Consider the following 24,928-nt stretch of genomic DNA (forward strand, 5'->3'; position numbering starts at 1 on the left):
AGCTCAGAATGCCATGGGTGACCGGGGGTTCCCAAATTCGTGATGCATCCGTTTGGCGGTACAGACGAACGGTCCCCGGATCATTAAGGTGGCCCGATGGTCGCGCCCGATAAGCCCCAACCCTCCCCGAAGACCGCCCAGTTCGCCGTGGGTCTCCGCGGCTACAACCAGCGTCAGGTCGACGAACGCATCGCCGAGCTGACCAAGGAGTTCCGCGAGACCGCCCGCAACCGCGACGACGCCGTCGCGACGTCGTCGGATCTGACGAAGGCCCTCGCATACGCGCAGAAGGAGCTGGCCGAAACGAAGGCCGCCCTCGCGCGGATGAGCTCGAGCCCGTCCGGCGCCGGTGCGATGGCCGAGCGCGTCCGCACGATGATGCAGCTCGCCGAAGAAGAGATCGCCGACCTGCGCGCCGCCGCGGAAGCCGACGCGGCTTCGACGCGCGACCAGGCGGACAAGTACGCGCACGAGTCCCGCCGCACGGCCGACAAGCTGGCGAAGGACGCGGAAGAGGAGCGCGCGCGCCTGCTGAAGGACGCGAAGGGCGAGATCGAGAAGCTGACGGCCGCGGCGGGCGCCAAGCGGGTCGAGCTGGCGGCGGCGGCCGAGCGGACCCGCAAGGAGGCGGACGCGAAGGCGGAGGCCGCGGCGGCCGAGAAGCGCGCCGACGCGGACCGGGTGGCGTCGGAGGAGCTGGCGAAGAAGAAGCAGACCTTCGAGCAGGAGGTCGCGCGCAAGAAGCAGGAGACGGAAGCGGCACTGGCCGAGGCGCGCGCCCGCCAGGCGGAGGCGGACCAGAACCGCAAGCTGGCGCTGGACCTGCGGACGAAGGTCGCCGAGCGCATTGCGGCGACGGATGTGGCGGTCAAGGAAGCGATGAAGCTGCTGGCTCCCGCGGAGGAGACTCCGGCTCCGGCGAAAGCTGCGGCTCCCGCTTCTCCGGGTCAGGCTTCGGCTTCGGGTCAGGCTCCGGCGAACGGGGACCGCAAGCCGGCTCCGGCACCCGCGGCCAAGGCTCCGGCTCCCGCGCAGCCCGCCAAGGCGTAGTTATCCACAACGGCTCCGGTTGTCCACAGATTTCCGGAGTGCCCGTTTTTGCAGGTCAGGACCGATAGACTGGACAGGGGACGCCCCCCAGGGAGTGGCGGGGGCTGCGCGTGGGCCGGATGGCCCGGAAGGCGCCATCGGGCACAGGCGCGCCCTCGGGTGCTCGAATCCGGACGTGACCAGGCCGGATATCCCCCGGACGGGTAGGTGGCCGATCCTCGTGGGTGGCTGGCAGTGTGCACAACGGCTGCTGATCACTCACGAGACGGGACCTGCGCATGATCCTCGAGACCGAGCGGGCCGCCGTCTGCGCCTACGCGCGGCGGATGGTCGGTGACGGCCTGGTCGTCGGGACCTCCGGGAACGTCTCCGTGCGCGCCGGGAACCTCGTGGCCGTCACGCCCACCGGGGTGGCCTACTCCGCGATGACCCCGGCCGACATCCCCGTCGTCGACCTGGGCGGGGAGGTCATCGACGGCGAGCTCCGGCCGACCAGCGAGCTGCCGATGCACCTGTCGGTCTACTGGGACGTCCGCGACCCGGACCAGGAGCCTGTCACCGCCGTCGTGCACACGCACGCGCCGCACGCCACCGCCGTGTCGACGCTCGTGCGCGAGCTGCCGCCGATCCACTACATCATCGCCACCATCGGACCCTCCGTGCGTGTTGCGCGCTACGCCACCTACGGCACGCCCGAGCTCGCATCCGCCGTTCTGGAAGCACTCGACGGGCGCCGTGGCTGCCTGATGGCCAACCACGGCACCCTCACCTACGGCGACGGCCTCGAAGCCGCCTACCACCGCGCCCAGCAGCTCGAGTGGGCCTGCCGGGTGTGGCTGCTCGCGCAGGGCGCCGGCCGGCCGAGCCTGCTGCCGCCGGCCGAGGTCGCCAACGTCGTCGACCGCCTGCGGGGCTACGGACAGGGCTGACCGGCGGGCGCTCAGTGCGGGACGGCGACCATGATCATCCCGAGCACGGAGAACGCCACGCCGATCGCCGCCACCGGCTTGCCGCGGCGACGCAGCCGAACACCCCGAGGGCCAGTGCGGCCACCGCGATCCCCTCGACCCAGGGCTGCGGGTGACCGGACGACGGCGGCGGGCTGCAGGTCATGCGAACTCCTCGGCGATGAGACCGGTTCGCCGCGTCAGGACGCCACCGCGTCGACCGCGTCCAGCAGCTCCACCACCGTCGGGTCGTCGACCGCCTCCTGGATGCACTGCCACAGCTGCAGGTTCGCCATCGCCCAGCGCGAGTACGTCGCCGCGGCCTCGGGGTTGTAGAAGTAGTACCCCTCGTCGTGGACGTCGCACTGCTCGCCGACGATCTTGTCCGCCAGCTCCCGCAGGCTCAGGCCGTTCTCGCGCAGGTAGCGGTGCGCGAGCACCACCGGCGTCACCGGCAGCGCCTTGAACAGCGTGTCCGCGTCGCTCAAGGCCTGCGCCTCCAGCGAAATGTCGCGGCCGCGGGTGGCCATCTCGGCTTCGTCGACGATCTCGTCGATCCAGCGCGCCACACCGTCGGCGACGCCGCACTCCGCGAGGATCTCCCCGCGGAGGCCGCTGCCGGCCGCGGCCGGCGAATTGCGGAGCACCAGGTAGTTGACGTCGTGCACCAGCGCGGCCACTTCGACCACGCCGCGGTCGGCTCCGTTGTGCTGGGCGAAGCCGGCCGCCTTCGCGCGGACGAAGCTGACGTGGTGCCAGCCGTGGAACTGCAGCCGCTCGGCGTACTCCCGGCAAAGCCGGTGCACCCGGTTTTCGACGGCGTCGAGGGTCACGTGGTCGATCGTGCTTTCCTGCGTGCGCATACACCTCTCCGATCCCGGCCGTGGTATTCAGACGGGTGGAGTAATGGTAAGCGCCGTTGACGCCGGTGTGTAGCTAGATTCGGTCGGCCAATTCCCCCAATCGGACCTCGACCGGAACGTGACGATGGCCGATTCCACTGGTCGGATCGTAGGAAAGGCTGAACGTGCTCACCGGCCGTGATTTCACCAGGAACGTCATCGTGCCGGAGGCCGCTTCGGGGATCCGGTGGTATTCGTCGGCCAGCATGGCGGCGCACGCCCCGGCCTGGCACAACGTCCGGCGGCGCAGTTGTGCGGAAGAAATCAGGCCGGTACGGGGATCGTGGGTCGTCTCGTACCTTTCGTGGAGGTAGTTGCCACGGAGAATGGTGGTGCAGAAGTGATACCTGTGGTTGTGCACGGAATCCGCGTACCCCTCCCGCCAGTCTCGCTGCGCCTTGTATTCGTGCAGCCAGAAGGAAAACGGGTCGGTCGGCGAATCGAGCAGGCACCAGGCGAAATGGGTCGTGGTTTCCCGGGACGAGCGCAGCAGTTTCGCGGCCTGCGCGGCGGACAGCGAGCGCAGCTGCGTGCGCAGCTCCTCGCGCAGGTCCGGGTGGTCGGCCCACGACCGGAACCAGGTGTCGACCACTCGCCAGTCGGCGGCGAGCGGGAATCCGGCCGTGCGCAGGCGCGTGGCCAGTTCGGTGAGCGGGGACAGGCGGGTGAGCAAGGTCAGCTCCCTAGCTCGGCGACTTCGGAGAACTCCGTGCGGAAGGCGTGGAACTTGCCTTCCAGCTCACGGAACTGCTCCTCGGACAGCGGGGATCCGGTGATCTTTTCGAACAGCGCCAGGAAATCCGTCCGCGTCGTCGCGGACGTGATGCGGAAGTGGCGGCCGGTCCGGGACTGCGAGACGCGCACGAATTCGGCGCGCTCCATGTTGTAGAGGAAGGAACCCTCGGTGAACCGCAGGGACCGCGGGTACAGCTTCGTGGCGCCGCGAACGTCGCTGTAGAGCGACATCCACACGCTGTCGTCGAACATTTCGAGCCGGTCCAGCGGCGGGTCGGCGACCACGGTGATGTCGACCTGCGCGCAGCGACTGCGCGCCAGGAAGAGGCCGACCAGCCCGATCCGGATCTCTTCGTCGAGCCGGGTCTGGATCTGTTCGTAGTCGACGTCGCCCGCCTCGCGGCGGAGCAGGTAGCGGGCCCGCCCGCTGATCGAGCTCGCGTCACGCGGATCGGCGATCACGGCACGCAGTTCGCGTTCCGTGCGGGAAAGCAACAGGCGGGCGGCGGCGTGCCGCCCGGAGAAGCCGCGGAAGAAGTACTGCCGGGTCGCGTCGAGGTCGGCCATCAGCGCGCGGTTGAACGCTGGGTCGGGATCGGTCGTCGCCTCGAACACGTCGGTGGGGAAGAACTCCTTGTTCAGCGCGCGGTATTCGGCGCTGAGGTCCTCCAGCGCGCGCCTGCTTTCTTCGATCACGGGGGTCACCAGCGCCCGCTGCGAGGCGCTGGCGGTGATCAGGCTGGTGCCGAACCCGACGATCGCGGAGATCAGGGTGCCGGTGCCCAGCGACGTCACCAGGTTCTTCCCGGTGCCGGGTTCCATCAAGCCGGCCAGCCACAGGCTGAGGCCGGCGACCACGACGAGTACCGTGAGCAGCAGGCTCGTCCTGGTCCAGAAGATCTCCTGCAGTGGGGTACGGCGGAGGTGTCCGCCATCCGCGGCCACGTGCTTCACCTCCCTCGAATCACCCGAACAGACGAATGCGTAAAGTGTCGGTTCGAGTGCGGGGAGTCACTTTACGCGCCTCGCGGGGACCGCGAAATAAGAAGTTCGGGGGACAAGCAGGGGGCTCGGACGTCACTCTCGGCAATAATTCACCGGATTGCCAGGTTTTACGAAAATAGGGGAAAACCCGGGTCGAATCGTCGCCGGGAGCCCGTTTTCGTACCAGCCCGGGCCCGGTTCGGCGGTCATCAGGAAATCCAGGACCACCGGCGCGGGCGCCGGGTGGATCTCCGGAAGATCGCGTTCACCACTCGCATGGTCCACCGGCCAGGCGAGTTTTTCTTCGTCGAGCGAAAACTCCCCGTGCGCACCCGTGCGGTTCCCGCGGGCGTCGAGGCGCGACCACCTGCCGTGCAGGTACACGGCATTCAGGCCGTGCAGCGCGGAGAGCTCCTGGTAGCAGAACCCGGCCGGGATCCCTTGCGCCCGAAGCAAAGCGGCCAGCAGGTGCGCCTTGGCGTGGCAGATGCCGACCCGCTCGCGCAGCACGTCCGACGCCCGCCAGGTGACTCGCGGATCGGCGGCGTCGATGACGTGTTCGACTTCGTCCCGGACGAACAGGAACGCGGCTTCGGCGTACTCGGCGGGTTCGTCCGTCAGGGTTCCGAGGGCTTCGGCTCGTTCGCGGATCGACGGGTGTTCGTGATCGACAACGGCGTCGGCGGCGAGGTAGTCGCTCCACCGAACGGACGTGGGCGACAGCACGGGGCTCATCCGGCCATCCTGGCAGGTACGGCCATTCGGGCGAGACCCGTTTTCGGTGGCGGACACGCTCCGCGTTCCCCGGTCACGGAAGGTAAAACTCGGCCGGGAAGCCCGTCGAACGCAGCTCGGCCGGTAGATGACCTTGGTCGTTGTAGGTCAGGAGCGCCGCGGGCCGCCCGGGTGCGTAGTAGATGACGGTGAGGGCGGCGTTGGCGTGGTTGAGCACGAGCCACCGCCAGGGCGGCGCGTCCTGCGAGGCGCGGACGAGCCAGCCGGCGAGGAAGTTGTGCGTGACGACGACCTCGAACCGCGCCTCGGTGCCCGGAACCGGCCCGGTGAACCGCCGTTCGGCGTCGGCGGCGAGCTCCTCGTCGGCGGGAGGCAACTGCCGCGCGAAGGCGAGCAGCAGATCGCCGGACGTCTCGGGAAGCTCCTCGCGCTGCGGGAGGTAGGGCACGAAGTCCCCGGCGGCCTCGTCGACGTGGAGCGGAACCCCGGGCAGCTGCTCCCCGATGAGCGCGGCGGTCCGCGCGGCCCGCGGGAGCGGCCCGTGGTGCACCACGGCGATGGGGAGCTCGCGGATCCGCCGCCCGAGCAGAACGGCTTGGCGCTCCCCGGCTTCGGTGAGAGCGCCGTTGGCGGCCGCCTCGCCGTGGCGGGTGAGGAGGAGGTAGCGCGCCGCGAGCACGGGTCAGCCGACGGGTACGAGCGCGCCCTGCGGGCCCTGGCTCGGCACGAACTGGGCGAGCAGCCGCAGCGGCGCGGGGTGGGGGGACAGGACGGTCGAGGCGAACGGCGTGATCGTGTAGTCGCGCCCGCTGTTGGTGTGCAGGTGCACGCTGACGTGCACGTTCCGGTCCGCGGGGATCTCGAAGCTCATCGAGCCCCAGGAGACGACGTACTGGCGGCCGTCGATGCTCGCTATCGGGGCGTAGTCGCGGACGGTGTGGCCGAGGTGGGGGATTTCGAGGGTGAGCAGGCGGCGCGGGCCGGTGTGGTGGTCCACGTAGGGGATCACGTTGGGCACCTTGGCCAGCTCGGTCATCGCTTCCTCTCCTGCTGTTCCTCCGATCATGCTGCCATGACAGTTGAGTGGTCTACCGCTGCCCCACCGACCCGAACGCCGGATCGTGCAGCGGCCGCCACACCGCGTCAAGGCGGGAAAGCGTGCCTTGACCCGGCGTGGCGGCCGCTGTTGAGGCTGCGTATCGGTTCGGTGGGGGAGGTCTGGTTGGTGGGGCTTTTGTGCGGTCAGAACTGGTAATACAAGAACGGGCTGAATGTTCCTGTTGCGATCAGGATCGCCGCGTAGATCAGGCCTACCGTCATCACTCCGATGCGCAGGGCCGTTGCCGGGCGGCTTCGGGAGGACTCCAGCAGGGGGCCCGTCACCGGGTGGGCCGGCAGGAGGAACACCGCCAGTCCGGCCAGCAGGATGACCAGGCGCTGGTTGGTGAACGCCTCCTTGACGCCGGCGCCCAGGCCGTCGAAGTCCGGGATGAGCATGTGGCCGATCATCGAGAGCGCGTGGGGGATGTCCGCCGAGCGGAAGAACACCCAGCCGAACACCACCAGCAGCATCGTCAGGGCGCGCCTCGCGAGCCGGCGGCGGGGGTCGGCGGGGTCCAGGTCCAAGGCGAAGCGGCGTTCGATCACCAGGAGGGCTCCGTGGTAGCAGCCCCACACCAGGAACGTCCACTGCGCGCCGTGCCAGAAGCCCGTCAGGACGAACACGATGCACAGGTTGCGGTACGTCTTGCCCGCGCCGCTGCGGTTGCCGCCCATGGGGATGTAGACGTAGTCGCGGAACCAGCGGGACAGGCTCATGTGCCAGCGGCGCCAGAACTCCGTGATCGTCACCGACGAGTACGGCCGGGCGAAGTTCTCCGGCAGCCGGAAGCCCAGCATGCGGCCCAGGCCGATCGCCATGTCCGAATAACCCGAGAAGTCGAAGAACAGCTGGAGTGTGTAGCCGACCGCGCCGAGCCACGCCGTCGAGAACGTCATCTGGTCCGGCGGCACCTTGAAACAGGCGTCGACGAGGGGGCTCAGCGAGTCCGCGATGATCGTCTTCTTGCACAGCCCGAGCGCGAACCGCGGGAAGCCGGCCGCGAGGTCGTCGAGCCGGTGCGAACGCAGCTGCGGCAGCTGGTCGGCGATCTCGCGGTAGCGCACGATCGGGCCGGCCACCAGCTGCGGGAACATCGCGATGTACGCGGCGAACGACACCGGGTTCCGCAGCGCTTTCCGTTCGCCGCGGTAGATGTCGACCACGTACGAAATGTGGTGGAACGTGTAGAACGAGATGCCGATCGGCACGACCAGGCTCGCGACGGGCACGCTCCCGCCGAACCAGTGCGCGACGGCGGCGATCTGCTGCGTCGCGAACCCGGCGTACTTCCAGATCACCAGGACGGTGACGTCCAGCGCGACGACGCCGATGAGGATCCGGCGCCGCCGGACGCCCTGGACGTCCCACGGGCTCGGCTCCAGCAGCGGGCCCGCGAAGAAGTTGACCACCATGCAGCCGAGCAGCAGGAACACGAACGGACCGGCGCCGATCGTGTAGAACAGCAGGCTGCCGACGGCGATGATGCCGTTTCGCCAGGTCCGCGGGCACACCAGCACGGCGATGAGCACCGCCGGCATGAAATACCACAGGAACAGTGGCGAAACGAATGACATCGGTGGTCAGGTCCCCTCGGTTTATCCGATGGTGACCTTAACCCGAGTGGGTGGTTCGTTGTCGTGAAGGTGGGGCTCAGACCCGCCCGGCGAGACGACGGCGCCGCGCCACCTCGGCCAGCAGCACACCGGCCGCCACCGAAGCGTTCAACGACTCCACACCCGCCGCCATCGGGATCGACACCGTCGCGTCGCACGTCTCGCGGACGAGACGGGACAGGCCGCGGCCCTCCGAGCCCAGGACGATGACCAGCGGGTCGGCCGCCAGTGCCAGCTCGTCGATGTCCACGGAGCCGTCCGCGTCCAGGCCGACCAGCATCAAACCGTCGTTGGCCCACGACTTCAGCTGGCGGGTCAGGTTGGTCGCGACCGCGATCGGCAGCTTCGCCGCCGTGCCCGCGCTCGTGCGCCACGCCACCGCCGTCATGCCCGCGCTGCGCCGCTCCGGCAGCAGCACGCCGTGCGCGCCGAACGCGGCCGCCGAGCGGATCACCGCGCCGAGGTTGCGCGGGTCGGTGACGCCGTCGAGCGCGACGAACAGCGGCACCTCGCCCGAGTTGCGCGCCGCCGCCATCAGGTCGTCCGGGTGGGCGTACTCGAACGGCGGGACCTGCAGGCCGATGCCCTGGTGCACGGCCCGGTTCGTCTTGCGGTCCAGCTCCTCGCGCGGGATCTCCAGGATCGAGATGCCCTTGTCGCCGGCCAGCCGGACGGCGTCGTTCACGCGGTCGTCGATCTCGATGTTCAGCGCGACGTACAGCGCGGTCGCCGGGACGCCGGCGCGCAGCGCCTCGACCACCGGGTTGCGCCCGGCGATCAGCTCCGGCTTGTCGGCCTTCTTCTGCCGCGCCTGGTCGCGCTTGGTCTGGGCGTTGTTCTGCCGGTACGCCTTGTGCCCGGGACGGTCCTCCGCCTTCGGGGTCGGGCCCTTGCCTTCGAGGGCCTTGCGGCGCTGACCGCCCGAGCCGACGACGGCACCCTTCTTGGTGCCCGTCTTGCGGATGGCGCCTTGACGCCGGGAGTTGCCTGCCATGCTGAAAAGTCCTTGCGGTTATGGAGAACGGCTCAGTCGGACTTGACTGTCCACTGTGGACCGTTAGGGGTGTCCTCCACCACGATCCCGGCCTGCTGGAGGCGGTCACGGGCGGCGTCCGCGCGGGCGAAGTCCTTCTCGGCCCGGGCCTGCTGGCGCTCGGCCAGCAGCCCTTCGACGAGCTCGGCCAGCGCCTGTTTGGTGGGCGTTTCGGAACCGCCCGCCTCGGACCAGCGCGCGGACAGCGGGTCGAGGCCGAGCACGTCGGTCATCGCGCGGACGGCCGCGGCGAATTCGAGTGCCTTGGAGGTGTCGCCCGCGTCGAGGGCGGCGTTACCGTCCCGCACCGTGGTGTGGACCACGGCGAACGCCTGCGGGGTGGCCAGGTCGTCGTCGAGCGCGGCGGCGAACTCCGCCGGGACCGTGCCCAGCGCCACCTCGCCCGACTGCGCGGCGCGGCGCAGGAACGTCTCGATCCGCCGGTAGCCCTGGGCGGCTTCCGAAAGCGCGCCGTCGGAGTACTCGATGGTCGAGCGGTAGTGCGGCTGGACCAGGTAGTACCGCAGCTCGGGGGCCCGGTAGCGCTCCAGCATCGACGGGATCGACACGGTGTTGCCCAGCGACTTCGACATCTTCTCGCCGGACATGGTCACCCAGGCGTTGTGCAGCCAGAACCGCGCGAAGGCGTCACCGGCCGCGTTCGACTGGGCGCGCTCGTTCTCGTGGTGCGGGAAGACCAGGTCGATGCCGCCGCCGTGGATGTCGAACTCCGCGCCGAGGTAGGCCGTGGCCATCGCCGAGCACTCCAGGTGCCAGCCCGGCCGGCCGTCGCCCCACGGTGTCGGCCACGACGGCTCACCCGGCTTCGCGCTCTTCCACATCGTGAAGTCGCGCGGGTCGCGCTTGCCGCGGGTCGGCGTCTCGCCCTGCTGGACGTCGTCGAGGACCTGGCCCGACAGCTTGCCGTAGTCGTCGAACGACTTGACCGAGAAGTAGACGTCGCCGTCCGCGACGTAGCCGTGGCCGCTCTCGATGAGGCGCTCCATCAGCTCGACCATCTGGGTGACGTGCCCGGTCGCGCGCGGGTTGACCGACGGCGCGAGGCAGCCCAGCTGCTCGTACGCGGTCTCGAAGGCGCGCTCGTGCGTCGCGCCCCACTCCCACCAGGGCCGGCCGGCTTCGGCGGCCTTGGTGAGGATCTTGTCGTCGATGTCGGTGACGTTGCGGACCAGCAGCACGTCCAGTCCACTGTGGACGAGCCAGCGGCGCAGGACGTCGTAGTTCAGGACGCCGCGGACGTGCCCGATGTGCGGCACGCCCTGCACGGTGGCACCACACACGTAGATCGACGCCGTTCCGCTACGGACGGGGTGGAACTCCCGCACGCTCCGGGTCGCTGTGTCGAAAAGGTGTAGGGCCACCCTGAAAGGGTACGGGGTGGGCGTGAGCGAGGTCGCAGGCGCCTGGCTGCCGTCTCAGCCGACGCCGAACGAGCGCAACGCCGTGAGCAGGGCGTCCGGCCGCTCCGCCGTGGGCAGCGGGTCGACCAGCGCGAACTCGCAGCCGAGCGCGCGGGCCCCGCCGTCGGCCTCTTCGCTGTCGCCGACCATCAGCGTCTCGGTGGCCGGGACGCCGAGGGCCTGCACGGCCCGGCGGAAGATCTCCAGCTCCGGTTTGATCGCCCCGACCTCGAAGGACAGGACGAACTCGTCGACGTAGGCGTCCCAGCCGCGCGCGGTGAAGGCGGGCCGGATGTCGAAGGCGATGTTGCTGAGGACGCCGACCTTGAGCCCCCGCTCGGAGGCGGCCTTCAGGGCGGCCTCGGTGTCGGGGTAGGGCGTCCACTGGCTGGGATCGATGAGCCGGTCGTAGAGCGCGACGGCCTGCTCGGGCAGCGGGACGCCGGACTTCTTGAGGACCTCCAGGTACACCTTCCGGTGCAGCTGCGGGTCGCGGTCCCGGTGGTTCCAGGCGTGCACGTGCTCGTCGTCCAGCTCGACGACCTGGCCGACCGGCGCCGTCATCCGGCGCATCAGCTCGGCCTGCGCCTCGATGTCGAGCGGCGTGCCGTCGTGGTCGGTCAGTTCGGTGAGCCAGGACTCGTCCTGCTCGAGCCGGAAGAGCGTGCCGGAGTAGTCGAACAACACCGCCCTGATCGTCATGTCGTTCAGCCTAACGGGAGCTTCAGGCCGAATGCCCTGTGATGTGTTCGGGAACAACGCGCACGAGCACGCGCACGACCTCCGGCGGCTCGGCCGGGAAGTCCCCGCCTGTGTACTTGCGGGCCAGCTCGTCGTTCAGCTCGGGACCGCCCTCGACGGTGACTTCGGCCCGCCCGCGGATTTCGACGTAGTTCTCCGGATCGGCCAGGTCGAAGACGGAGAGCGAGACCCGGGGGTCGCGGCGGATGTTGCGCTCCTTGCGACGGCCCTGGACGGTCACGAAGACCACGGTGTCGCCGTCGCGGCGCGCCCAGACGACCGAGCTCTGCGGCGAGCCGTCGGCGTTGGTGGTGGCGACGACGGGGTAGTTCTTCCCGTCGAGGAGCGCCTTGGTCGCGTCGTTGAATGTCACACCCATGGTCGGTGACCCTATTTGACGTTGCCCGCGATCTTCGCGACGTGCAGCCGGACGATCACCCGTTCGACGTCGCCGCCCTCCGCGGGCGGGTCCTCGCCGAGGTACTTGTGGCTCAGCGTCTTCGGGAGGGTTTTGCCGGGGTCGGGGGTGAGCGTCACCGTGCCGCGCAGCTGCGTGTGCCGGTACGGGTTCTCCGCGTCGGTGATCGACACGCTGATCCGGGGGTCGCGCCGCAGGTTGCGGACCTTCCGGCGGTCTTCGGTCGCGCTGAACACGAGGTCACCGTCGTCGAGGCCGATCCAGATGACGGACGTCTGCGGGCTGCCGTCGGGCTCGAGCGTGGCGACGGTGGCGAAGTTCTTGCCTTCGACGAGAGCGCGGACCGCGTCCGGGAGAGTGAGGGCCATGTCACGCCGAACGCGGGCCGGCGTCGCAGCTATTCCGCCGCCAGCAGCAGGGCGGTGGCGAAAGCCGCGATGCCCTCGCCGCGGCCGGTGAGGCCCAAGCCGTCGGACGTCGTGCCCGAGACGCTCACCGGGCCGCCGACGGCCTCCGACAGCACCTTCTGCGCCTCCTCGCGCCGCTTCCCCACGCGGGGCGCGTTGCCGACGATCTGGACCGTCGCGTTCGCGACCCGCCAGCCCTCGGCTTCGACCAGGCCGCGGACCTCCGCGAGCATGTCGGCGCCGTGCGCGCCGTCCATCCGGGGGTCGCCGGTGCCGAACACCGCGCCGAGGTCACCCAGGCCGGCCGCGGACAGCAGCGCGTCGCAGAGGGCGTGCGCGGCGACGTCACCGTCCGAGTGGCCGGCGCAGCCGTCGACGCCCGGCCAGCTCAGCCCGGCGATCCAGCACTCGCGGCCCGCCTCGATCGGGTGGACGTCCACCCCGTTGCCGATCCTCACAGCGTCTCCTCCGTGCTTGGTGCCGCCGCGATCGCCTCGGCGAGGGAAAGTTCGAAGCCGGTCGTGACGCGCATCGCGTCCGGGTGCCCCGGCACGGTCGCCGCGCCCGCGTGGACCGGCGCCGAGAGGTCCGCCGCGCGGAACGCCTCGAGCGTGAAACCGATCGGGGTCTGGGCGGTGCGCAGCCGGGTGCGGTCCTCCGTGCCGACGATCAGCTCGGCCGCATCGGTCACCTTCACCGTGTCGGCCATCGGGAGCACCGGGACGACGATCGGGTTAGTGTCACCGACCGCGTTGATCACGTCACGCACCGTTTGCGCAGGAATGAAGGCACGCAACGCGTCGTGGAGGAGTAGAACGGAACCACGGGGAAGTTCGGGCTCGACGGCGGCGAAGGCCTGCCGGAGCGAGCCGGGCACGACCCGGCACGAGAGATCCTCGAGGACTTGCGAATACGCTTGCGCACACCGCTGGGGGGCCGCCACGAGAACCAGATCGATCTCCGGTACTGCGAGCAGCCCCCGCACGGTGTGCGTGAGTAGCGGTTCACCACGGACCGGCGTGAGAGCGAGCTCTCCGTCGGAGGCATGGTGTGCGACGGTCACGATCACGACGACGTTCATCGGTTCGCGATCGTAGAGGCACCTGCTCGCCCGTCGAGCAGGAAGGCCTGGGGTCAGACCGTCGCGGTTTCCAGAACTTCGTCGAGGAGGACTTCAGCCTTGTCCTCGTCGGTGCCCTCCGCGAGCGCGAGCTCGCTGACCAGAATTTGCCGAGCCTTCGCCAGCATGCGCTTTTCGCCGGCTGAAAGTCCTCGGTCCTTCTCTCGTCGCCAGAGGTCGCGCACCACTTCGGCCACCTTGTTCACATCGCCGGAGGCGAGCTTCTCGAGGTTGGCCTTGTACCGACGAGACCAGTTCGTGGGCTCTTCGGTGTGCGGAGCACGCAGTACGTCGAAAACCTTGTCCAGTCCTTCTTGCCCGACGACGTCTCGCACGCCTACGATCTCGGCGTTGTCAGCGGGCACGCGAACCGTGAGATCCCCTTGCGCGACTTTGAGGACGAGGTACTTCTTTTCCTCGCCCTTGATCACGCGGGTCTCGATGGCTTCGATGAGTGCGGCACCGTGGTGCGGGTAGACGACGGTCTCTCCGACCTTGAAAACCATGTGTCCTCTGCCCCTTTCGCTGACCCCATCCTATCACGTGCCGCCACTGCCCACCTAGCGGGCCGGACTCGTCCTCGCAGGTCAGCGGCCTGAGCGGGGGTTGACAAACGTCGGACCCCCGTGCTCACGCAGGTGGCCGGGACGGGTGTCAACGGGCACAACGAATTCCTTTGTGGACGGTTGATCTTGAGCGCAACGCGGACCGGTTCCGCGCGGGAGATCGCTCCCGGCTAGTCTTCGCGGGGACGAGGCCGTGAAAAGGGAAGGACTGCGACGTGAGGCTGCAGAATCGTCGCGTGCTCGGCGCGGGCGTGCTGGTGCTCGGTGCCGCGCTCGCGCTCGCCGGGTGCGGGGCAGGCCAGATCACCCAGACCGACACGCAGCAGCCCGCCGTCAACGGCACGCACGCCCAGGTCAAGACCATCGCCCTGCGCGACGTCGCGGTGCAGTACCCGACGTCCGGCGCGGGCTACGCGTCCGGTGCCACCCCGGCGCTGACCCTGACGATCGTCAACCAGGGCCAGCAGGACGACACGCTCGTCTCCGTGACGACCGAGGACGGCACCGCGGCGACCGTCGGCGGCTCCAAGGACATCGTCGCCGGGCACTCCCTGGTGATCGGCCCGGACGACGCGGTCGAGTCCACCAACGAGGCGCAGCCCACGTCTTCGGGCGCGCCGACCTCCTCCTCGGAAGCACCGGCGACCGGCACCAGCTCGACGGGCACCACGGCCACCGGGACCAGCTCGGAGACCTCCTCTTCTTCGGAGGCGCCGTCGGCCAGCGTGACGCCGACCGCGGCCCCCGCGACCGTCGGCAAGGGCACGGTGACGCTCCCCGCGCTCAAGCAGCCCCTCTGGCCCGGTCAGGTCGTGAAGGTCACGTTCGTCTTCAAGAACGCCGGACCGGTCGTCGTCGAGCTGCCGGTGGCGGCGCCGGCGCACGTCAAGGAGTAGGTCCCCGATTTTGTCGGTGGGCGCCGATAGCCTCGCGGGGTGAAGAAAGGCGTCACCTACCGCTGCGCGAGCTGCGGGTACGAAGCGGCCAAGTGGCTCGGCCGGTGTCCGGAGTGCCAGGAATGGGGCTCCTTCGCCGAGCGCGGAGCCCTCAAACCGGCGATCCAGCGCGTCGCGGCCGGCGCGCCGAGCGCGCCGGCCCGTCCGATCGGCGAAGTCGACGTCGAGGCGGCTCGCGCGCGCCAGACCGGCGTCTCGGAGCTGGACCGCGTGCTGGGCGGCGGCCTGGTGCCGGGCGCGGTGGTCCTGCTCGCGGGTGAGCCCGGCGTCGGCAAGTCGACCCTGCTGCTCGAGGTCGCCTACCAGTGGGCGAAGACCGTCGACCGGTCCCTGTACGTCACGGGCGAGGAGTCCGCGGGCCAGGTCCGGTTGCGCGCGGAGCGAACGGGGAACATCCACGACCGGATGTACCTCGCCGCCGAAAGCGATCTCGCGGCCATCCTCGGGCACGTCGACGACGTGAAGCCGGGTGTGCTGATCGTCGACTCGGTCCAGACCATGGCGTCCCCGAACGTCGAGGGCTCACCCGGCGGCGTGACGCAGGTCCGCGCGGTGACGTCCGGGCTCGTCGCGCTGGCCAAGGAACGCGGGCTGCCGGTGGTGCTCGTGGGGCACGTGACGAAGGACGGCTCGGTGGCCGGCCCGCGTGTGCTGGAGCACCTGGTGGACGTCGTGCTGCAGTTCGAGGGCGACAAGCACTCGACGCTGCGCATGGTCCGCGGCATCAAGAACCGGTTCGGCGCGGCCGACGAGATCGGCTGCTTCGAGCTCGTGGAAGAAGGCATCGTCGGGGTGCCCGACCCGTCGGGGCTGTTCATCAGCCAGACGGCGGAGCCGGTCCCCGGCACGGCGATCACGGTCGCGATGGAGGGCAAGAGGCCGCTGCTGGGCGAGGTGCAGGCCCTGGTGTCGGCGACGTCGGCCCCCCAGCCGCGGCGCGCGGTCAGCGGCCTCGACTCGGCCCGGGTGGCGATGGTGCTGGCGGTGCTGGAGAAGCGCGGCGGCCTGAAGCTCGGCGACAAGGACGTCTACGTCGCCACGGTCGGCGGCATGAAGATCACCGAACCGGGCATCGACCTGGCCCTGGTGCTGGCGCTGACGTCGTCGTTCGGTGACGTCGCGCTGTCACCCCGGCTGGTGTCGGTGGGCGAGGTCGGGCTGGCGGGCGAGATCCGCCGGGTGCCGAGTGTCGGCCGCCGGCTCGCGGAGGCGGCCCGGCTGGGGTTCACGCACGCGCTCGTGCCGCCGGACTCGGGCAAACCGCCGGCGGGGATCCGGGTGCTGGAGGTGGCGAACGTCGCGGACGCGTTGAACGCGGCCAGCCACGCCCGCTGAGGGGACGGCCGGGACCGCCCCCTCGGCTACGACGAGCCGCGCGTGATCGAGAAGTAGAACATCGTCGGCGGCTGCTGACCCGGCGAAGACGGCGGGCTCTGCGGCGTCGTGGTTACCGGCAACGACTGCGGGGTCGTCATCGAGACCGGCGTCGAGAGGGGCGCGGGCGGCTTCATCGTTTCGGTCGGATCGCCGGCCATCGTGGACGTGGGACCACCCACCGGGACCTGGTGCATCGGCGGCGGGTACGGCGTGATCGCGATGGCCACGAACGTCGTCGGGTCGACGTACAGCGTGTCCTGCGTCGAGGGCGCCAGGAACGCGAGCGACTGCCGGCCGTCCGGGGCCCGGACCGGGTCCGGATACGCCTGGATGCCGCCGAGGCTCGCCAGCGCCTTGCACAGAGCGGCCCGGACGTCCTTCGCGGGGAAGCCGGGGGTCAGCGCGCTCGCCGCCTGCCGGAGTTGCTCGCCGGGATAGGGCGAGGTGCCGACGAGGTGGCCGCTCAGGGCGGTTTCGTCGGGTGTCAGCGACTCCAGGAACCGCGCATCCGGGGTCTGCCAGAGGAAGGGGCCCCCGCCGGGGCTGGGGAACACCCCGCCGGGGCCGTACTCATCGATGTCCGCCCCGCTCGTCGGCACGATCTTCGCGCGGTCGTCGTCGGAGAGGTGCCCGACGACCCGGCCCGTCAAGCCCCTCCGCCGGTGCCACATCCCGGCGGGATCGGCCGGGACCCAGAGCTCGACCTTCTGCTGGACGAACGCGACGTGCGACGAGTTGCCGACCGGGTACCAGTACTCCTGCCGCGAGTAGTGGTACTCGCCGGGCGCGAGCGGGCGGTCGAGGTCGGGGGGTGTCGCGGCGGGGTGGACGGGTTCCGGGGTGCCCGGGCTCAGCAGCTCCGCGGTGACCGCGAGCCCGCCGGCCAGGATGACGACCGCGGCGGCCACGGCGATCCACCGCCACGAGCCGGAGCGCCGGGGTTTCGGCGCTTCCTCGGGCTCGGCGCCGGCCGCCGCCAGCAGCGAGGCGCGGGCGAACGCCAGGCCGTCGTCGTCGCCGACGTCGCTGTGCAGGTCGGTGAGTGCGGCGTCCAGCTCGGCGTCGGACCAGATCTTCCGGACGTTGTCTTCAGTCAAGGCCGTTCGCCTCCTCTTGGGCTGGTGCGTTCGTCCGCAGCGAACGCCGGATCCGGTGCAACCGTGAGCGGACGGTGCCCGGTGGGATGCCGAGGGCCTCGGCGACCTCGGCCGGTTCGAGCCCGGCCCACGACACCAGCAGCAACGTGTCGCGGTCGGCCGGGCTGAGCCGGGCCAGCGCCCCCGCCAGCTGCGCCGCGCGGACCTGCGCGTCGACCTGCTCGGCGACGCGGCCGTCGTGGCCCGCGTAGCTGAGCTCGCCGGTGTGCGCGAGCCGCGCCGTGGCCTGCAGCCCGCGCAGCTCGGAGCGCACGTGGTGGCGCAGGAGGTTCGTCGCGATGCCGTAGAGCCAGGACCGGGCGGTGCCCAGCTCCCGCCGGTAGCTTTCGCGGCGGCGCAACGCCACCAGGAACGTCTCCGCGACGAGGTCGTTGGCCGCTTCGGCGCCGACGCGGCGGGCGACGTAGCGCCTCAGCTGCCCGGCGTGGGTGTCGAAGAGCCGCCCGAACGCCGGCCCGGGCTCGGGCCCGCCCAGGTCGGGGCGGTCGTGCCCCCAGATCTCCGGCCCCTCTTGGATCACCTGCATGCCCCCTGTTGCCCGCAGCGGGGCCCGGCGTTCACGGGCGAACCTACCTTCGTCGTGATCCGGTCCGGGGACACGTGCGACAAACGGCGGCATCTGTCGCGATCATCCTTTTGTTCGGCGCTGGCCAACCGGCGTCACAACTGGGGAAGGATCGTCATGCGCGGATTCCGCCTGGGATTTGTCACGCTCGCGGCCACGATGGGCCTGGTCACGCTGCCGGCGGTGGCTTCGGCCACCGCCGAAACCGTACTCAACGTCCAGTACCAGGTGCAGGAGACGGGGTACTGGTGCGGCCCGGCGGCCACCCGGATCGCCCTCTCCGCGCGCACCGGGAACGTGCCGAGCCAGGGCACGCTCGCGGCCCAGCTCGGCACGACCACCAACGGCACCGACTGGGTCGGCCAGGTCACCGGCGTCCTCAACCAGGACCTCGGCACCTCCTGGTACGAGACCAAGGAGATGCCGAACGACCCGCCGACGCAGGCCCAGCGCGACCTGCTGTGGCGCGACATCGTGCTGGACATCGACAACGGCTACCCGATCGTCGCGAACATCGTGGCCCCCGCGAACAACCACCCGCCGGGCTACCCGAACTACACGATCTACCACTACTTCACCGTGATCGGGTACGACAGCTCGGACCGGACGGTCAAGATCGCCGACCCGGCGAGCTTCGGCGGGAACCAGATCTACTGGCTGACCTTCGACCAGCTCGCCACCCTGATCCCGCCGAAGGGTTACTCCGCCTAGGTGGGCGGATACGTTGTCGCGCAAGGGTTTCCGCTTCGGAACAGCGGTCGCTCACCAGATCGGGTGATCGCTGAACCTCCGCAGCGTCTGCATCGACGGCCGCACGTAGAACATCCCGGCCAGGAAACCCGTGGTGGCGAAGGCGAGTGTCACGATCGTCGTGAGCAGGTCGGGGGCCCGTGACTCGGGGGCGTCGTGCCACACGCGGAACACGATCGGCACCGCGCACGCGCCGACGATCAGGATCAGGGTCAGCACGTACGTGAAGACGAACGCGTTGCGCGCCGACTGGGCACTCGCGATCACGAGGTAGTCGCCGCGCAGGCACCGCCGGCACGTCAGCACGAGGACGGCCATCGCCAGCACGGCCAGCGGGGGCAGCACCGTCGCGGCCTTGCCCAGCAGCGCGTCCGGGAAGGCATGGCCGTGGACGATGCCCTGCAGGAAGGTCGTCAGCCCAAACAGCAGGACCACGCCGGCGATCATCGAGCAGCCGACGACCACCGAACCCCAGCGCACCCGCTCGGCGAAGCGGGGTGGCAGCGGCACGAACTCGACCTGTCCGAACGTCCCCTGCACCGCTTCACCTCCGAACGCCGTCAAGGCCACCTTACGGGCGTGAAGCGCCGGTAAGGTGGCCTCGACGGCAGTTCGGACCGAAAGGGCTAACTGGCCGCCAGCAAGTTGGCGCACCGGATGAGCCCGATGTGCGAATACGCCTGCGGATGATTACCGAGGGACCGCTCGGCGATCGGGTCGTACTGCTCCGGCAGCAGGCCCGTCGGGCCGGCCGCCGCGACGATCTGGTCGAACAGCTCCTGCGCCTCGGTACGCCGCCCGGTGAGCAGGTACGCCTCGATCAGCCACGCCGCGCAGATGTGGAAACCGCCCTCGCCGCCGGGGAGCCCGTCGTCGCGGCGGTAACGGTACACAGTGGACCCACTGCGCAGCTCCGCCTCGATCGCGGTCACCGTCTGCTGGAAGCGCTCGTCGGCCGGGTCGATCAGGCCGGTGAGCCCGACGAAGAGTGACGCCGCGTCCAGGTCCGTACCGTCGTAAGCCGTGGTGAACGCCTGGACCTCGTCGTTCCAGCCGTGCTCCAGGACGTCCGCGGCGATCGCGTCGCGCAGGGACGGCCACTGGCTCGGCACGTCACGGCCGTACTGGGCGCCGAGCTTGACCGCGCGGTCGATCGTCACCCAGCACATGACCCGCGAGTAGACCCGGTGGCGCGGCACGTGCCGCTCCTCCCAGATCCCGTGGTCCGGCTCGTTCCAGCGCCGCGTGACGGCTTCCGCCATCGCGCGCACCATCTGCCAGTCCTCGTCGCGCAAGTCACCGCGCGCCGCGGCGAGCGTGCCGACCAGCTCGACGACCGGGCCGAAGACGTCCAGCTGCACCTGGTGGTTCGCCAGGTTGCCGACGCGCACCGGCCGCGAACCGGCGTACCCGGGCAGCGACTCGATGACGGCTTCGGCGCCGATGACGCTGCCGGAAAGCGTGTACAGCGGGTGGAGCCGCTCCGGGCCGGCCAGCGTCGCGAGCACACCGTGGAGCCACTTGAGGTAGCCCTCGGCCTCCTCGATCGAGCCCAGGTGCACGAGCTCCCGCACGGTCATCGCGGCGTCGCGGATCCAGCAGTAGCGGTAGTCCCAGTTGCGGACGCCGCCGATCTCCTCCGGCAGCGACGACGTCGCCGCGGCCAGGACGCCGCCGGTGTCGGTGTTGACCAGCCCGCGCAGCGTCAGCGCCGAGCGCAGGACCAGGTCGGTCTGCACCTTCGGGAGCTGCAGCTTCGACGTCCACTCGCTCCAGTAGCGGCCCGCGCGGTCGCGTCGTTCCACTTCGGACAGTTCGTGCGCGCCGAGGTCCGTGGTGCCGCAGCGCAGCTCCAGCACCACCGGCTGGTCGGGCTTCGGCTGCACCAGCGCGGTGGCCGTGTCGTTCAGGCCGTCCGAGGTGACGTCCCACTCGACGCCCGGCGAGTAGAGCACGAACGGCTCCGACGTGCCGAGCACCTTCAGGCCGCCCTCGGTGATCTCCAGCTTCACCGGCACACCACCGAACTCGGGGCGCGGCGCGAACTTGACGGCCGCGGCCGCCTCGCCCGAGATGACGCGGACCAGGTCCGTCCGGTGCGGTGCGCTTTCCGGCTCGAGGTAGTCGGTGACGAGCAGGCGCGACCAGCGCGTCTCGACCGTCATCGTGTTCGGCAGGTAGCGCTGGCCCAGCGGGAGGCCGTTGCGGTACGGCTTGATGGAGAAGTGACCGGCACCCTCGCCGCCGAGCAGGTCGGCGAACACCGCGGGCGCGTCCGGGCCCGGGTGGCACAGCCAGGTCAGCTTCGCGTCCGGCGTGAGGAGCGCGACCGAGCGCTCGTTGGCCAGCATCGACAGCCGCTCGATCGGGGGCGCGGACTCGCCGTAGAGCCAGTTGCGCCGCTCTTCCAGCAGGAAGCCGAGCACCAGCGCGACGTCCACGGTGTCCGGCACGCGGAACCCGGCGAGGGTTTCGCCGTCGCCGACCTTGATGCCCAGATCGGGACCGGAGAGCCGGGCGAAGGCCTTCTCGTCGGTGACGTCGTCGCCGAGGAAGATCGCCGCGGTGGCGCCCACCTGGTGGCGGAGGATGTCGAGCGCCCGGCCCTTGTCCGTCTGGACGACCGCGAGCTCCACCACCTCCTTGCCGTCGGTGGTCGACACACCCTCCCAATGAGACGGTCCGTTGTGGACGGCCGAGAGCACGCGGCGGCCGGCCTCGTGCTCGGCGCGGCGCACGTGCACCGCGATGCTGGCCGGCTTGACCTCGAGCGACACACCCGGGACGTCCAGCACGAGCTGTTCGAGCTCGGCCTCGAGCCGCCGGTGCAGCTCACGGGCCTTCTCGTCCAGCGCGTGGATGAAGCCGATGTCGAACTCCGACCCGTGGCTGCCGACGAGGTTCACCTCGGACGGCAGCCGCGACAGCGTGGCCAGGTCGCGCAGGGCCCGGCCCGAGATGACCGCGGTGGTCGTCTCGTGCAGACCGGCGAGCGATCTGAGGGCGCCCACGGACTCCGGCAGCGGCCGGGCCTCGTCGGGGTTGAGGGTGATGGGAGCCAGCGTGCCGTCGTAGTCGCAGGCGACCAGCAGTCGCGGAGTACGGGCGATCTGCACGATCGCGCGCCGTAGCTCGGCGGGCAGGGCCTCGGCAGTCAACACTCCTCCTCAGGAGCTCGTGCGTGGTCGTGTGGTCACTCGACCGCTTCGGCACCCAACGCCTGGAGAAACGAGCGCGCCCAACGGTCGACATCGTGAGTGAGAACCTGGCGACGCATGGCGCGCATCCGGCGACGGCCCTCAGCCGGGTCGAGCGTAATGGCAGCCACCAGAGCGTCCTTCACCCCGTCCAAGTCGTGGGGGTTCACGAGGAATGCGCTAGAGAGTTCGGAAGCCGCGCCGGCGAACTCGCTGAGCACCAGCGCGCCGCCCAGGTCGTGCCTCGTGGCGACGTACTCCTTGCAGACGAGGTTCATCCCGTCACGCAGCGGCGTCACGACCATGACGTCCGCGGCGGAGAAGAAGGCGGCCAGCTCGGTGCGATCGACCGATTGGTGCAGGTAGTGCACGACCGGGTGACCGACGCGGGAGAACTCGCCGTTGATCCGCCCGACCATCTGCTCGATCTCGCCGCGCATCCGCTGGTAGTGCTCGACGCGCTCGCGGCTCGGGGTGGCCAGCTGCACGAACGTGACGTCGTCCGGCTGGAGCCGTCCCTCGTGCAGCAGCTCGTGCAGCGCCTGCAGCCGCAGGTCGATGCCCTTGGTGTAGTCGAGCCGGTCGACGCCGAGCAGCACGGTCTTCGGATTGCCGAGGTCGCGCCGCAGCTGCGCGGCCCGCTCCTGGACGCCCTTCGTTCGGGACAGCTGGTCGAGCCCGGCGGCGTCGATGGAGATCGGGAACGCGCCGACCCGGACGGTCCGGTCGCCGACCTGCATGGTGCCCGGCCGCGACCGGACGCCGACCGCGCCGCGCGTCGACTCGAGGCCGATCAGCTGGCGGCACAGCCAGAGGAAGTTCTGCGCCCCGCCGGGGCGGTGGAAGCCGACGAGGTCCGCGCCGGTGAGGCCGCGGATGATCGCGGCGCGCCACGGCATCTGCATGAACAGCTCGACCGGCGGGAACGGGATGTGGAGGAAGAAGCCGATGCGCAGGTCCGGTCTCAGTTCGCGCAGCATCGCCGGCACCAGCTGCAGCTGGTAGTCCTGGATCCACACGGTCGCGCCTGGGGCGGCGACCTCGGCGCTGGCCTGCGCGAACCGCTGGTTGACCTTCACGTAGCTGTTCCACCACGCCCGGTCGAACACCGGGCGCTCGACGACGTCGTGGTAGAGCGGCCAGAGCGTCGCGTTGGAGAAGCCCTCGTAGTAGTCGCGGACCTCGTCGGCGCTGAGCGAGACGGGGTGCAGCACGAGGCCGTCGTCGTCGAACTCCTCGACGTCGACGTCCGGCACACCCGGCCAGCCGACCCAGGCGCCCTTCCGGGACCGGAGGAACGGCTCGAGCGCCGACACCAGCCCGCCCGGGCTGGCCGTCCAGCGGCGCTGGCCGTCGGTCGTGCGCTCGAGGTCGACCGGTAGCCGGTTCGCCACCACGACGAAATCGGCCTGGTTCGAGTTCTCCTTCGTCGGCGTCTCAGTCACGTGCTCGCTCCTCGTAATCCCGGGTCGCGGCCCCAGAGTGAAACCCTATCGCGTGAGCGATGAACAGCCGGTGACCGTCGGGTTACTCCAAGCGCCGATCGGCCGGTTCGAGCGGACCGGCCATGCGTGGTCCGGCGAACCGGCGTTCGAGCCTGCCCAGGCCGGTGCGGACCGGCTGGGCGAGCCATTCACCGAGTACCACGCCCGCTGCCAGCGCAAGCCCGATCGCGACGGCCGTCATCAGCGTCGAGATGTTGCCGCTCGGCTCGACCCCAATTTGGTATAGACCACGATAGGTGGACAGGCCCGGGAGCAGGGGAGTGATCCCGGACACTGCGACGACGAGTGGAGTAACGCCCAGTCGCCGCGCGAGCACGCCGCCGCAGAAACCGACCAGCGTCGCGGCGATCGCGGACGAGCTGACGCCGTCGAGCTCGGCCACCGTCAGGCCGCCGTAGACGAGGGCGCCGATCGCGCCGGCGGCCATCGCGACCAGCATGGCGCGCATCTTCGAGTAGGACGCGAGCGCGAAGCAGGCCGAGGCGCCCGCGCCGCCGATGACGACCAGGGGCAGGTCCTGCGGCGTCGAGCCGCTGACCTCCGGCAGCGGGGTGAGCGGCAGTTTCATGAGCACGGCGATCCGCAGGGCGAGCACGACCCCGGAGATCAGGCCGGCCGACATCAGCACCGTCTCCATGGTGCGGCCGGCCGCGGTGACGTTGTAGCCGGTGATGGCGTCCTGCACCGCCGAGACGGTGGACAGCCCGGACAGCAGCACCGTGACGGCGGCCGCGACGACGAGCGTCGGCCGGTCGGTGGTGAGCAGGCCGCTGCTCACGATGGCCATCGCCGAGAGCGTCGCGACCAGGCCACCGATCACCTGCTGGAAGAAGAACGGCAGGGAGTACCGGTTGACGAACCGGCCGATCCGGTCGATCACGCCGCTGATGACGAACGCGACGACCGCGATGTCGGGACCGCCGCCGAGCAGGATGGTGATGAACGCGGCGACCCCGCCCCAGGCGAGCGTCGCGACCCAGCGCGGGTACGGGTGCGGCGCCGACGTGATCCGCTCCAGCTCCGTCTGCGCCTGCTCGGCGCCGAGGTGCCCGCGGACGATCCGGCGGATCAGCTTTTCGGTCTCGGTCAGCCGGGTGTAGTCGAGGCTGCGGCTGCGCACGACGCGCAGTGCGGTCACTGGCGCGAGGTCCGTGCCGCGGTGGCAGGTCACGGTGATCGACGTGAAGATGACGTCGACCTCGCAGTGCGGCAGCCCGAGCGCGGCGGTGATGGCGATGATCGTCGCGCTGACGTCCGAGGCGCCGGCGCCGCTGGCCATCTGGACCTCGCCGATGCGCAGGCTCAGGTCGAGGACGAAGTTGACGGTGGCGTCGTCGGGCAGCTGCGGCCCCATCGCCTCCTCGGCGTCGACCGCCGGGAACTCACCGGTGGGCGCCTCGAGCACGTGCCACGGACGGCGGCGCAGCACGTTCGGGCGGTGCGTGCGCGGCCGCTGCGCGGGAGGTTCGAGCAGGGGCCATCTGGTCGCCATGCCCCCGTTGGTGCGCTCGTTGATCTTCATGATCCATCCACCTCCTCGCTCGTTCCCGAGGACCATCGACGCCCGTGCCCCGACCGTTGCACGGATCATGGAGTGGCGTCCACCACGTTCCGATCATCTTGGCCTGAGCTGGGGGTTTCCGCCGG

At 70.3% G+C, this 24,928-nt stretch carries 27 protein-coding genes; 5 read left to right on the top strand and 22 right to left on the bottom strand.

The window, feature by feature from the left end; translation table 11 throughout:
• The first annotated feature begins 96 nt into the window (after window positions 1-96).
• Together ACIOD2_RS40035 and ACIOD2_RS40040 are read left to right on the top strand one after the other, a co-directional pair.
• Window positions 97-1,050, top strand: coding sequence for a hypothetical protein (locus ACIOD2_RS40035; RefSeq protein WP_400550252.1), 954 nt, complete (start codon window positions 97-99; stop codon window positions 1,048-1,050).
• Window positions 1,051-1,328: 278 nt separating this feature from the next.
• Window positions 1,329-1,979 carry a class II aldolase/adducin family protein gene (locus ACIOD2_RS40040; protein WP_400550254.1) on the top strand — a complete coding sequence of 217 codons (651 nt, stop codon included), beginning with the start codon at window positions 1,329-1,331 and terminating at the stop codon, window positions 1,977-1,979.
• 34 nt (window positions 1,980-2,013) lie between these two features.
• Here the strand turns inward: ACIOD2_RS40040 and ACIOD2_RS40045 are convergent, their stop codons facing one another.
• The 16 genes from ACIOD2_RS40045 to ACIOD2_RS40120 all read right to left on the bottom strand — a co-directional run bounded on the left by ACIOD2_RS40045 (window position 2,014) and on the right by ACIOD2_RS40120 (window position 13,714).
• A complete protein-coding gene (locus ACIOD2_RS40045) occupies window positions 2,014-2,163 on the bottom strand; it encodes a hypothetical protein (protein WP_400550256.1) in 150 nt (49 codons plus the stop codon).
• A gap of 34 nt (window positions 2,164-2,197) precedes the next feature.
• The gene (locus ACIOD2_RS40050; protein WP_323324409.1) at window positions 2,198-2,860 is read right to left on the bottom strand and encodes an HD family phosphohydrolase; all 663 of its coding nucleotides are present in this window, start codon (window positions 2,858-2,860) and stop codon (window positions 2,198-2,200) included.
• 73 nt (window positions 2,861-2,933) lie between these two features.
• The gene (locus ACIOD2_RS40055; protein ID WP_400550258.1) at window positions 2,934-3,572 is read right to left on the bottom strand and encodes a hypothetical protein; all 639 of its coding nucleotides are present in this window, start codon (window positions 3,570-3,572) and stop codon (window positions 2,934-2,936) included.
• A 2-nt stretch (window positions 3,573-3,574) separates the two neighbouring features.
• Window positions 3,575-4,588, bottom strand: a complete 1,014-nt coding sequence (locus ACIOD2_RS40060; RefSeq protein ID WP_400550260.1) for a hypothetical protein — start codon at window positions 4,586-4,588, stop codon at window positions 3,575-3,577.
• A gap of 123 nt (window positions 4,589-4,711) precedes the next feature.
• Window positions 4,712-5,353 (bottom strand): transglutaminase domain-containing protein, encoded by a 642-nt coding sequence (locus ACIOD2_RS40065; protein WP_400550262.1) that lies wholly within the window; start codon window positions 5,351-5,353, stop codon window positions 4,712-4,714.
• A 73-nt stretch (window positions 5,354-5,426) separates the two neighbouring features.
• Window positions 5,427-6,032 carry a histidine phosphatase family protein gene (locus ACIOD2_RS40070; protein ID WP_392760143.1) on the bottom strand — a complete coding sequence of 202 codons (606 nt, stop codon included), beginning with the start codon at window positions 6,030-6,032 and terminating at the stop codon, window positions 5,427-5,429.
• Window positions 6,033-6,035: 3 nt separating this feature from the next.
• Window positions 6,036-6,389 (bottom strand): hypothetical protein, encoded by a 354-nt coding sequence (locus ACIOD2_RS40075; RefSeq protein WP_400550264.1) that lies wholly within the window; start codon window positions 6,387-6,389, stop codon window positions 6,036-6,038.
• Between the two features lie 206 nt (window positions 6,390-6,595).
• Complete coding sequence (locus tag ACIOD2_RS40080; protein WP_400550266.1) at window positions 6,596-8,029, bottom strand: MBOAT family O-acyltransferase; 1,434 nt, start codon at window positions 8,027-8,029, stop codon at window positions 6,596-6,598.
• A 76-nt stretch (window positions 8,030-8,105) separates the two neighbouring features.
• A complete protein-coding gene (rlmB, locus tag ACIOD2_RS40085; RefSeq protein WP_400550268.1) occupies window positions 8,106-9,062 on the bottom strand; it encodes a 23S rRNA (guanosine(2251)-2'-O)-methyltransferase RlmB in 957 nt (318 codons plus the stop codon).
• Between the two features lie 32 nt (window positions 9,063-9,094).
• On the bottom strand, window positions 9,095-10,483 hold the full coding sequence (gene cysS, locus ACIOD2_RS40090; protein ID WP_400550270.1) for a cysteine--tRNA ligase: 1,389 nt from the start codon (window positions 10,481-10,483) through the stop codon (window positions 9,095-9,097).
• Window positions 10,484-10,537: 54 nt separating this feature from the next.
• Window positions 10,538-11,224 (bottom strand): HAD family hydrolase, encoded by a 687-nt coding sequence (locus tag ACIOD2_RS40095; protein ID WP_400550272.1) that lies wholly within the window; start codon window positions 11,222-11,224, stop codon window positions 10,538-10,540.
• 22 nt (window positions 11,225-11,246) lie between these two features.
• Window positions 11,247-11,642, bottom strand: a complete 396-nt coding sequence (locus tag ACIOD2_RS40100) for a PPOX class F420-dependent oxidoreductase (protein WP_400550274.1) — start codon at window positions 11,640-11,642, stop codon at window positions 11,247-11,249.
• A gap of 11 nt (window positions 11,643-11,653) precedes the next feature.
• On the bottom strand, window positions 11,654-12,049 hold the full coding sequence (locus tag ACIOD2_RS40105) for a PPOX class F420-dependent oxidoreductase (protein WP_400550276.1): 396 nt from the start codon (window positions 12,047-12,049) through the stop codon (window positions 11,654-11,656).
• Window positions 12,050-12,078: 29 nt separating this feature from the next.
• Window positions 12,079-12,546 carry a 2-C-methyl-D-erythritol 2,4-cyclodiphosphate synthase gene (gene ispF / locus ACIOD2_RS40110; protein ID WP_400550278.1) on the bottom strand — a complete coding sequence of 156 codons (468 nt, stop codon included), beginning with the start codon at window positions 12,544-12,546 and terminating at the stop codon, window positions 12,079-12,081.
• Window positions 12,543-13,169: a 2-C-methyl-D-erythritol 4-phosphate cytidylyltransferase gene (locus ACIOD2_RS40115; RefSeq protein ID WP_400550280.1), complete on the bottom strand. Its 627-nt coding sequence runs from the start codon at window positions 13,167-13,169 to the stop codon at window positions 12,543-12,545. The genes ispF and ACIOD2_RS40115 overlap by 4 nt, the downstream gene beginning before the upstream one ends.
• Before the next feature lie 53 nt (window positions 13,170-13,222).
• Window positions 13,223-13,714, bottom strand: coding sequence for a CarD family transcriptional regulator (locus ACIOD2_RS40120; protein ID WP_004559016.1), 492 nt, complete (start codon window positions 13,712-13,714; stop codon window positions 13,223-13,225).
• Between the two features lie 275 nt (window positions 13,715-13,989).
• Here ACIOD2_RS40120 and ACIOD2_RS40125 point away from each other — a divergent pair, with 275 nt between their 5' ends.
• Window positions 13,990-14,670 (top strand): hypothetical protein, encoded by a 681-nt coding sequence (locus ACIOD2_RS40125; protein ID WP_400550283.1) that lies wholly within the window; start codon window positions 13,990-13,992, stop codon window positions 14,668-14,670.
• 39 nt (window positions 14,671-14,709) lie between these two features.
• Window positions 14,710-16,065, top strand: coding sequence for a DNA repair protein RadA (gene radA, locus ACIOD2_RS40130; RefSeq protein ID WP_392757327.1), 1,356 nt, complete (start codon window positions 14,710-14,712; stop codon window positions 16,063-16,065).
• A 26-nt stretch (window positions 16,066-16,091) separates the two neighbouring features.
• Here the strand turns inward: radA and ACIOD2_RS40135 are convergent, their stop codons facing one another.
• Both ACIOD2_RS40135 and ACIOD2_RS40140 read right to left on the bottom strand, forming a co-directional pair.
• Entirely contained in the window at window positions 16,092-17,204 is a 1,113-nt protein-coding gene (locus ACIOD2_RS40135; protein ID WP_400550285.1) for a hypothetical protein, read from the bottom strand.
• Window positions 17,197-17,790 (bottom strand): RNA polymerase sigma factor, encoded by a 594-nt coding sequence (locus ACIOD2_RS40140; RefSeq protein ID WP_400550287.1) that lies wholly within the window; start codon window positions 17,788-17,790, stop codon window positions 17,197-17,199. Before ACIOD2_RS40140 ends, ACIOD2_RS40135 begins: the two co-directional genes overlap by 8 nt.
• Before the next feature lie 156 nt (window positions 17,791-17,946).
• On the opposite strand from ACIOD2_RS40140, the gene ACIOD2_RS40145 reads away from it, so the two are divergent.
• Window positions 17,947-18,540 carry a C39 family peptidase gene (locus ACIOD2_RS40145; RefSeq protein WP_400550289.1) on the top strand — a complete coding sequence of 198 codons (594 nt, stop codon included), beginning with the start codon at window positions 17,947-17,949 and terminating at the stop codon, window positions 18,538-18,540.
• Between the two features lie 51 nt (window positions 18,541-18,591).
• Here the strand turns inward: ACIOD2_RS40145 and ACIOD2_RS40150 are convergent, their stop codons facing one another.
• The 4 genes from ACIOD2_RS40150 to ACIOD2_RS40165 form a co-directional block, all read right to left on the bottom strand.
• Complete coding sequence (locus ACIOD2_RS40150; RefSeq protein ID WP_400550291.1) at window positions 18,592-19,119, bottom strand: hypothetical protein; 528 nt, start codon at window positions 19,117-19,119, stop codon at window positions 18,592-18,594.
• Between the two features lie 86 nt (window positions 19,120-19,205).
• Complete coding sequence (otsB, locus tag ACIOD2_RS40155; RefSeq protein WP_400550293.1) at window positions 19,206-21,740, bottom strand: trehalose-phosphatase; 2,535 nt, start codon at window positions 21,738-21,740, stop codon at window positions 19,206-19,208.
• Window positions 21,741-21,772: 32 nt separating this feature from the next.
• Window positions 21,773-23,221 carry a trehalose-6-phosphate synthase gene (locus ACIOD2_RS40160; protein ID WP_400550295.1) on the bottom strand — a complete coding sequence of 483 codons (1,449 nt, stop codon included), beginning with the start codon at window positions 23,219-23,221 and terminating at the stop codon, window positions 21,773-21,775.
• An 82-nt stretch (window positions 23,222-23,303) separates the two neighbouring features.
• Window positions 23,304-24,803 carry a threonine/serine exporter ThrE family protein gene (locus ACIOD2_RS40165; protein WP_400550297.1) on the bottom strand — a complete coding sequence of 500 codons (1,500 nt, stop codon included), beginning with the start codon at window positions 24,801-24,803 and terminating at the stop codon, window positions 23,304-23,306.
• Between the last annotated feature and the right edge of the window lie 125 nt (window positions 24,804-24,928).

The sequence above is a fragment of the Amycolatopsis sp. NPDC088138 genome (assembly GCF_044741685.1).
Lineage (GTDB): Bacteria > Actinomycetota > Actinomycetes > Mycobacteriales > Pseudonocardiaceae > Amycolatopsis.

What these genes read in the sequence shown, in the direction of transcription:
- ACIOD2_RS40120 (WP_004559016.1), bottom strand. Translation starts at nt 13,714, where the DNA reads ATGGTTTTCAAGGTCGGAGAGACCGTCGTCTACCCGCACCACGGTGCC.
- ACIOD2_RS40095 (WP_400550272.1), bottom strand. Translation starts at nt 11,224, where the DNA reads ATGACGATCAGGGCGGTGTTGTTCGACTACTCCGGCACGCTCTTCCGG.
- ACIOD2_RS40100 (WP_400550274.1), bottom strand. Translation starts at nt 11,642, where the DNA reads ATGGGTGTGACATTCAACGACGCGACCAAGGCGCTCCTCGACGGGAAG.
- ACIOD2_RS40045 (WP_400550256.1), bottom strand. Translation starts at nt 2,163, where the DNA reads ATGACCTGCAGCCCGCCGCCGTCGTCCGGTCACCCGCAGCCCTGGGTC.
- ACIOD2_RS40035 (WP_400550252.1), top strand. Translation starts at nt 97, where the DNA reads ATGGTCGCGCCCGATAAGCCCCAACCCTCCCCGAAGACCGCCCAGTTC.
- rlmB (WP_400550268.1), bottom strand. Translation starts at nt 9,062, where the DNA reads ATGGCAGGCAACTCCCGGCGTCAAGGCGCCATCCGCAAGACGGGCACC.
- ACIOD2_RS40145 (WP_400550289.1), top strand. Translation starts at nt 17,947, where the DNA reads ATGCGCGGATTCCGCCTGGGATTTGTCACGCTCGCGGCCACGATGGGC.
- ACIOD2_RS40065 (WP_400550262.1), bottom strand. Translation starts at nt 5,353, where the DNA reads ATGAGCCCCGTGCTGTCGCCCACGTCCGTTCGGTGGAGCGACTACCTC.
- ACIOD2_RS40075 (WP_400550264.1), bottom strand. Translation starts at nt 6,389, where the DNA reads ATGACCGAGCTGGCCAAGGTGCCCAACGTGATCCCCTACGTGGACCAC.
- ACIOD2_RS40080 (WP_400550266.1), bottom strand. Translation starts at nt 8,029, where the DNA reads ATGTCATTCGTTTCGCCACTGTTCCTGTGGTATTTCATGCCGGCGGTG.
- ACIOD2_RS40115 (WP_400550280.1), bottom strand. Translation starts at nt 13,169, where the DNA reads ATGAACGTCGTCGTGATCGTGACCGTCGCACACCATGCCTCCGACGGA.
- ACIOD2_RS40165 (WP_400550297.1), bottom strand. Translation starts at nt 24,803, where the DNA reads ATGAAGATCAACGAGCGCACCAACGGGGGCATGGCGACCAGATGGCCC.
- ACIOD2_RS40050 (WP_323324409.1), bottom strand. Translation starts at nt 2,860, where the DNA reads ATGCGCACGCAGGAAAGCACGATCGACCACGTGACCCTCGACGCCGTC.
- ACIOD2_RS40105 (WP_400550276.1), bottom strand. Translation starts at nt 12,049, where the DNA reads ATGGCCCTCACTCTCCCGGACGCGGTCCGCGCTCTCGTCGAAGGCAAG.
- ACIOD2_RS40040 (WP_400550254.1), top strand. Translation starts at nt 1,329, where the DNA reads ATGATCCTCGAGACCGAGCGGGCCGCCGTCTGCGCCTACGCGCGGCGG.
- ACIOD2_RS40140 (WP_400550287.1), bottom strand. Translation starts at nt 17,790, where the DNA reads ATGCAGGTGATCCAAGAGGGGCCGGAGATCTGGGGGCACGACCGCCCC.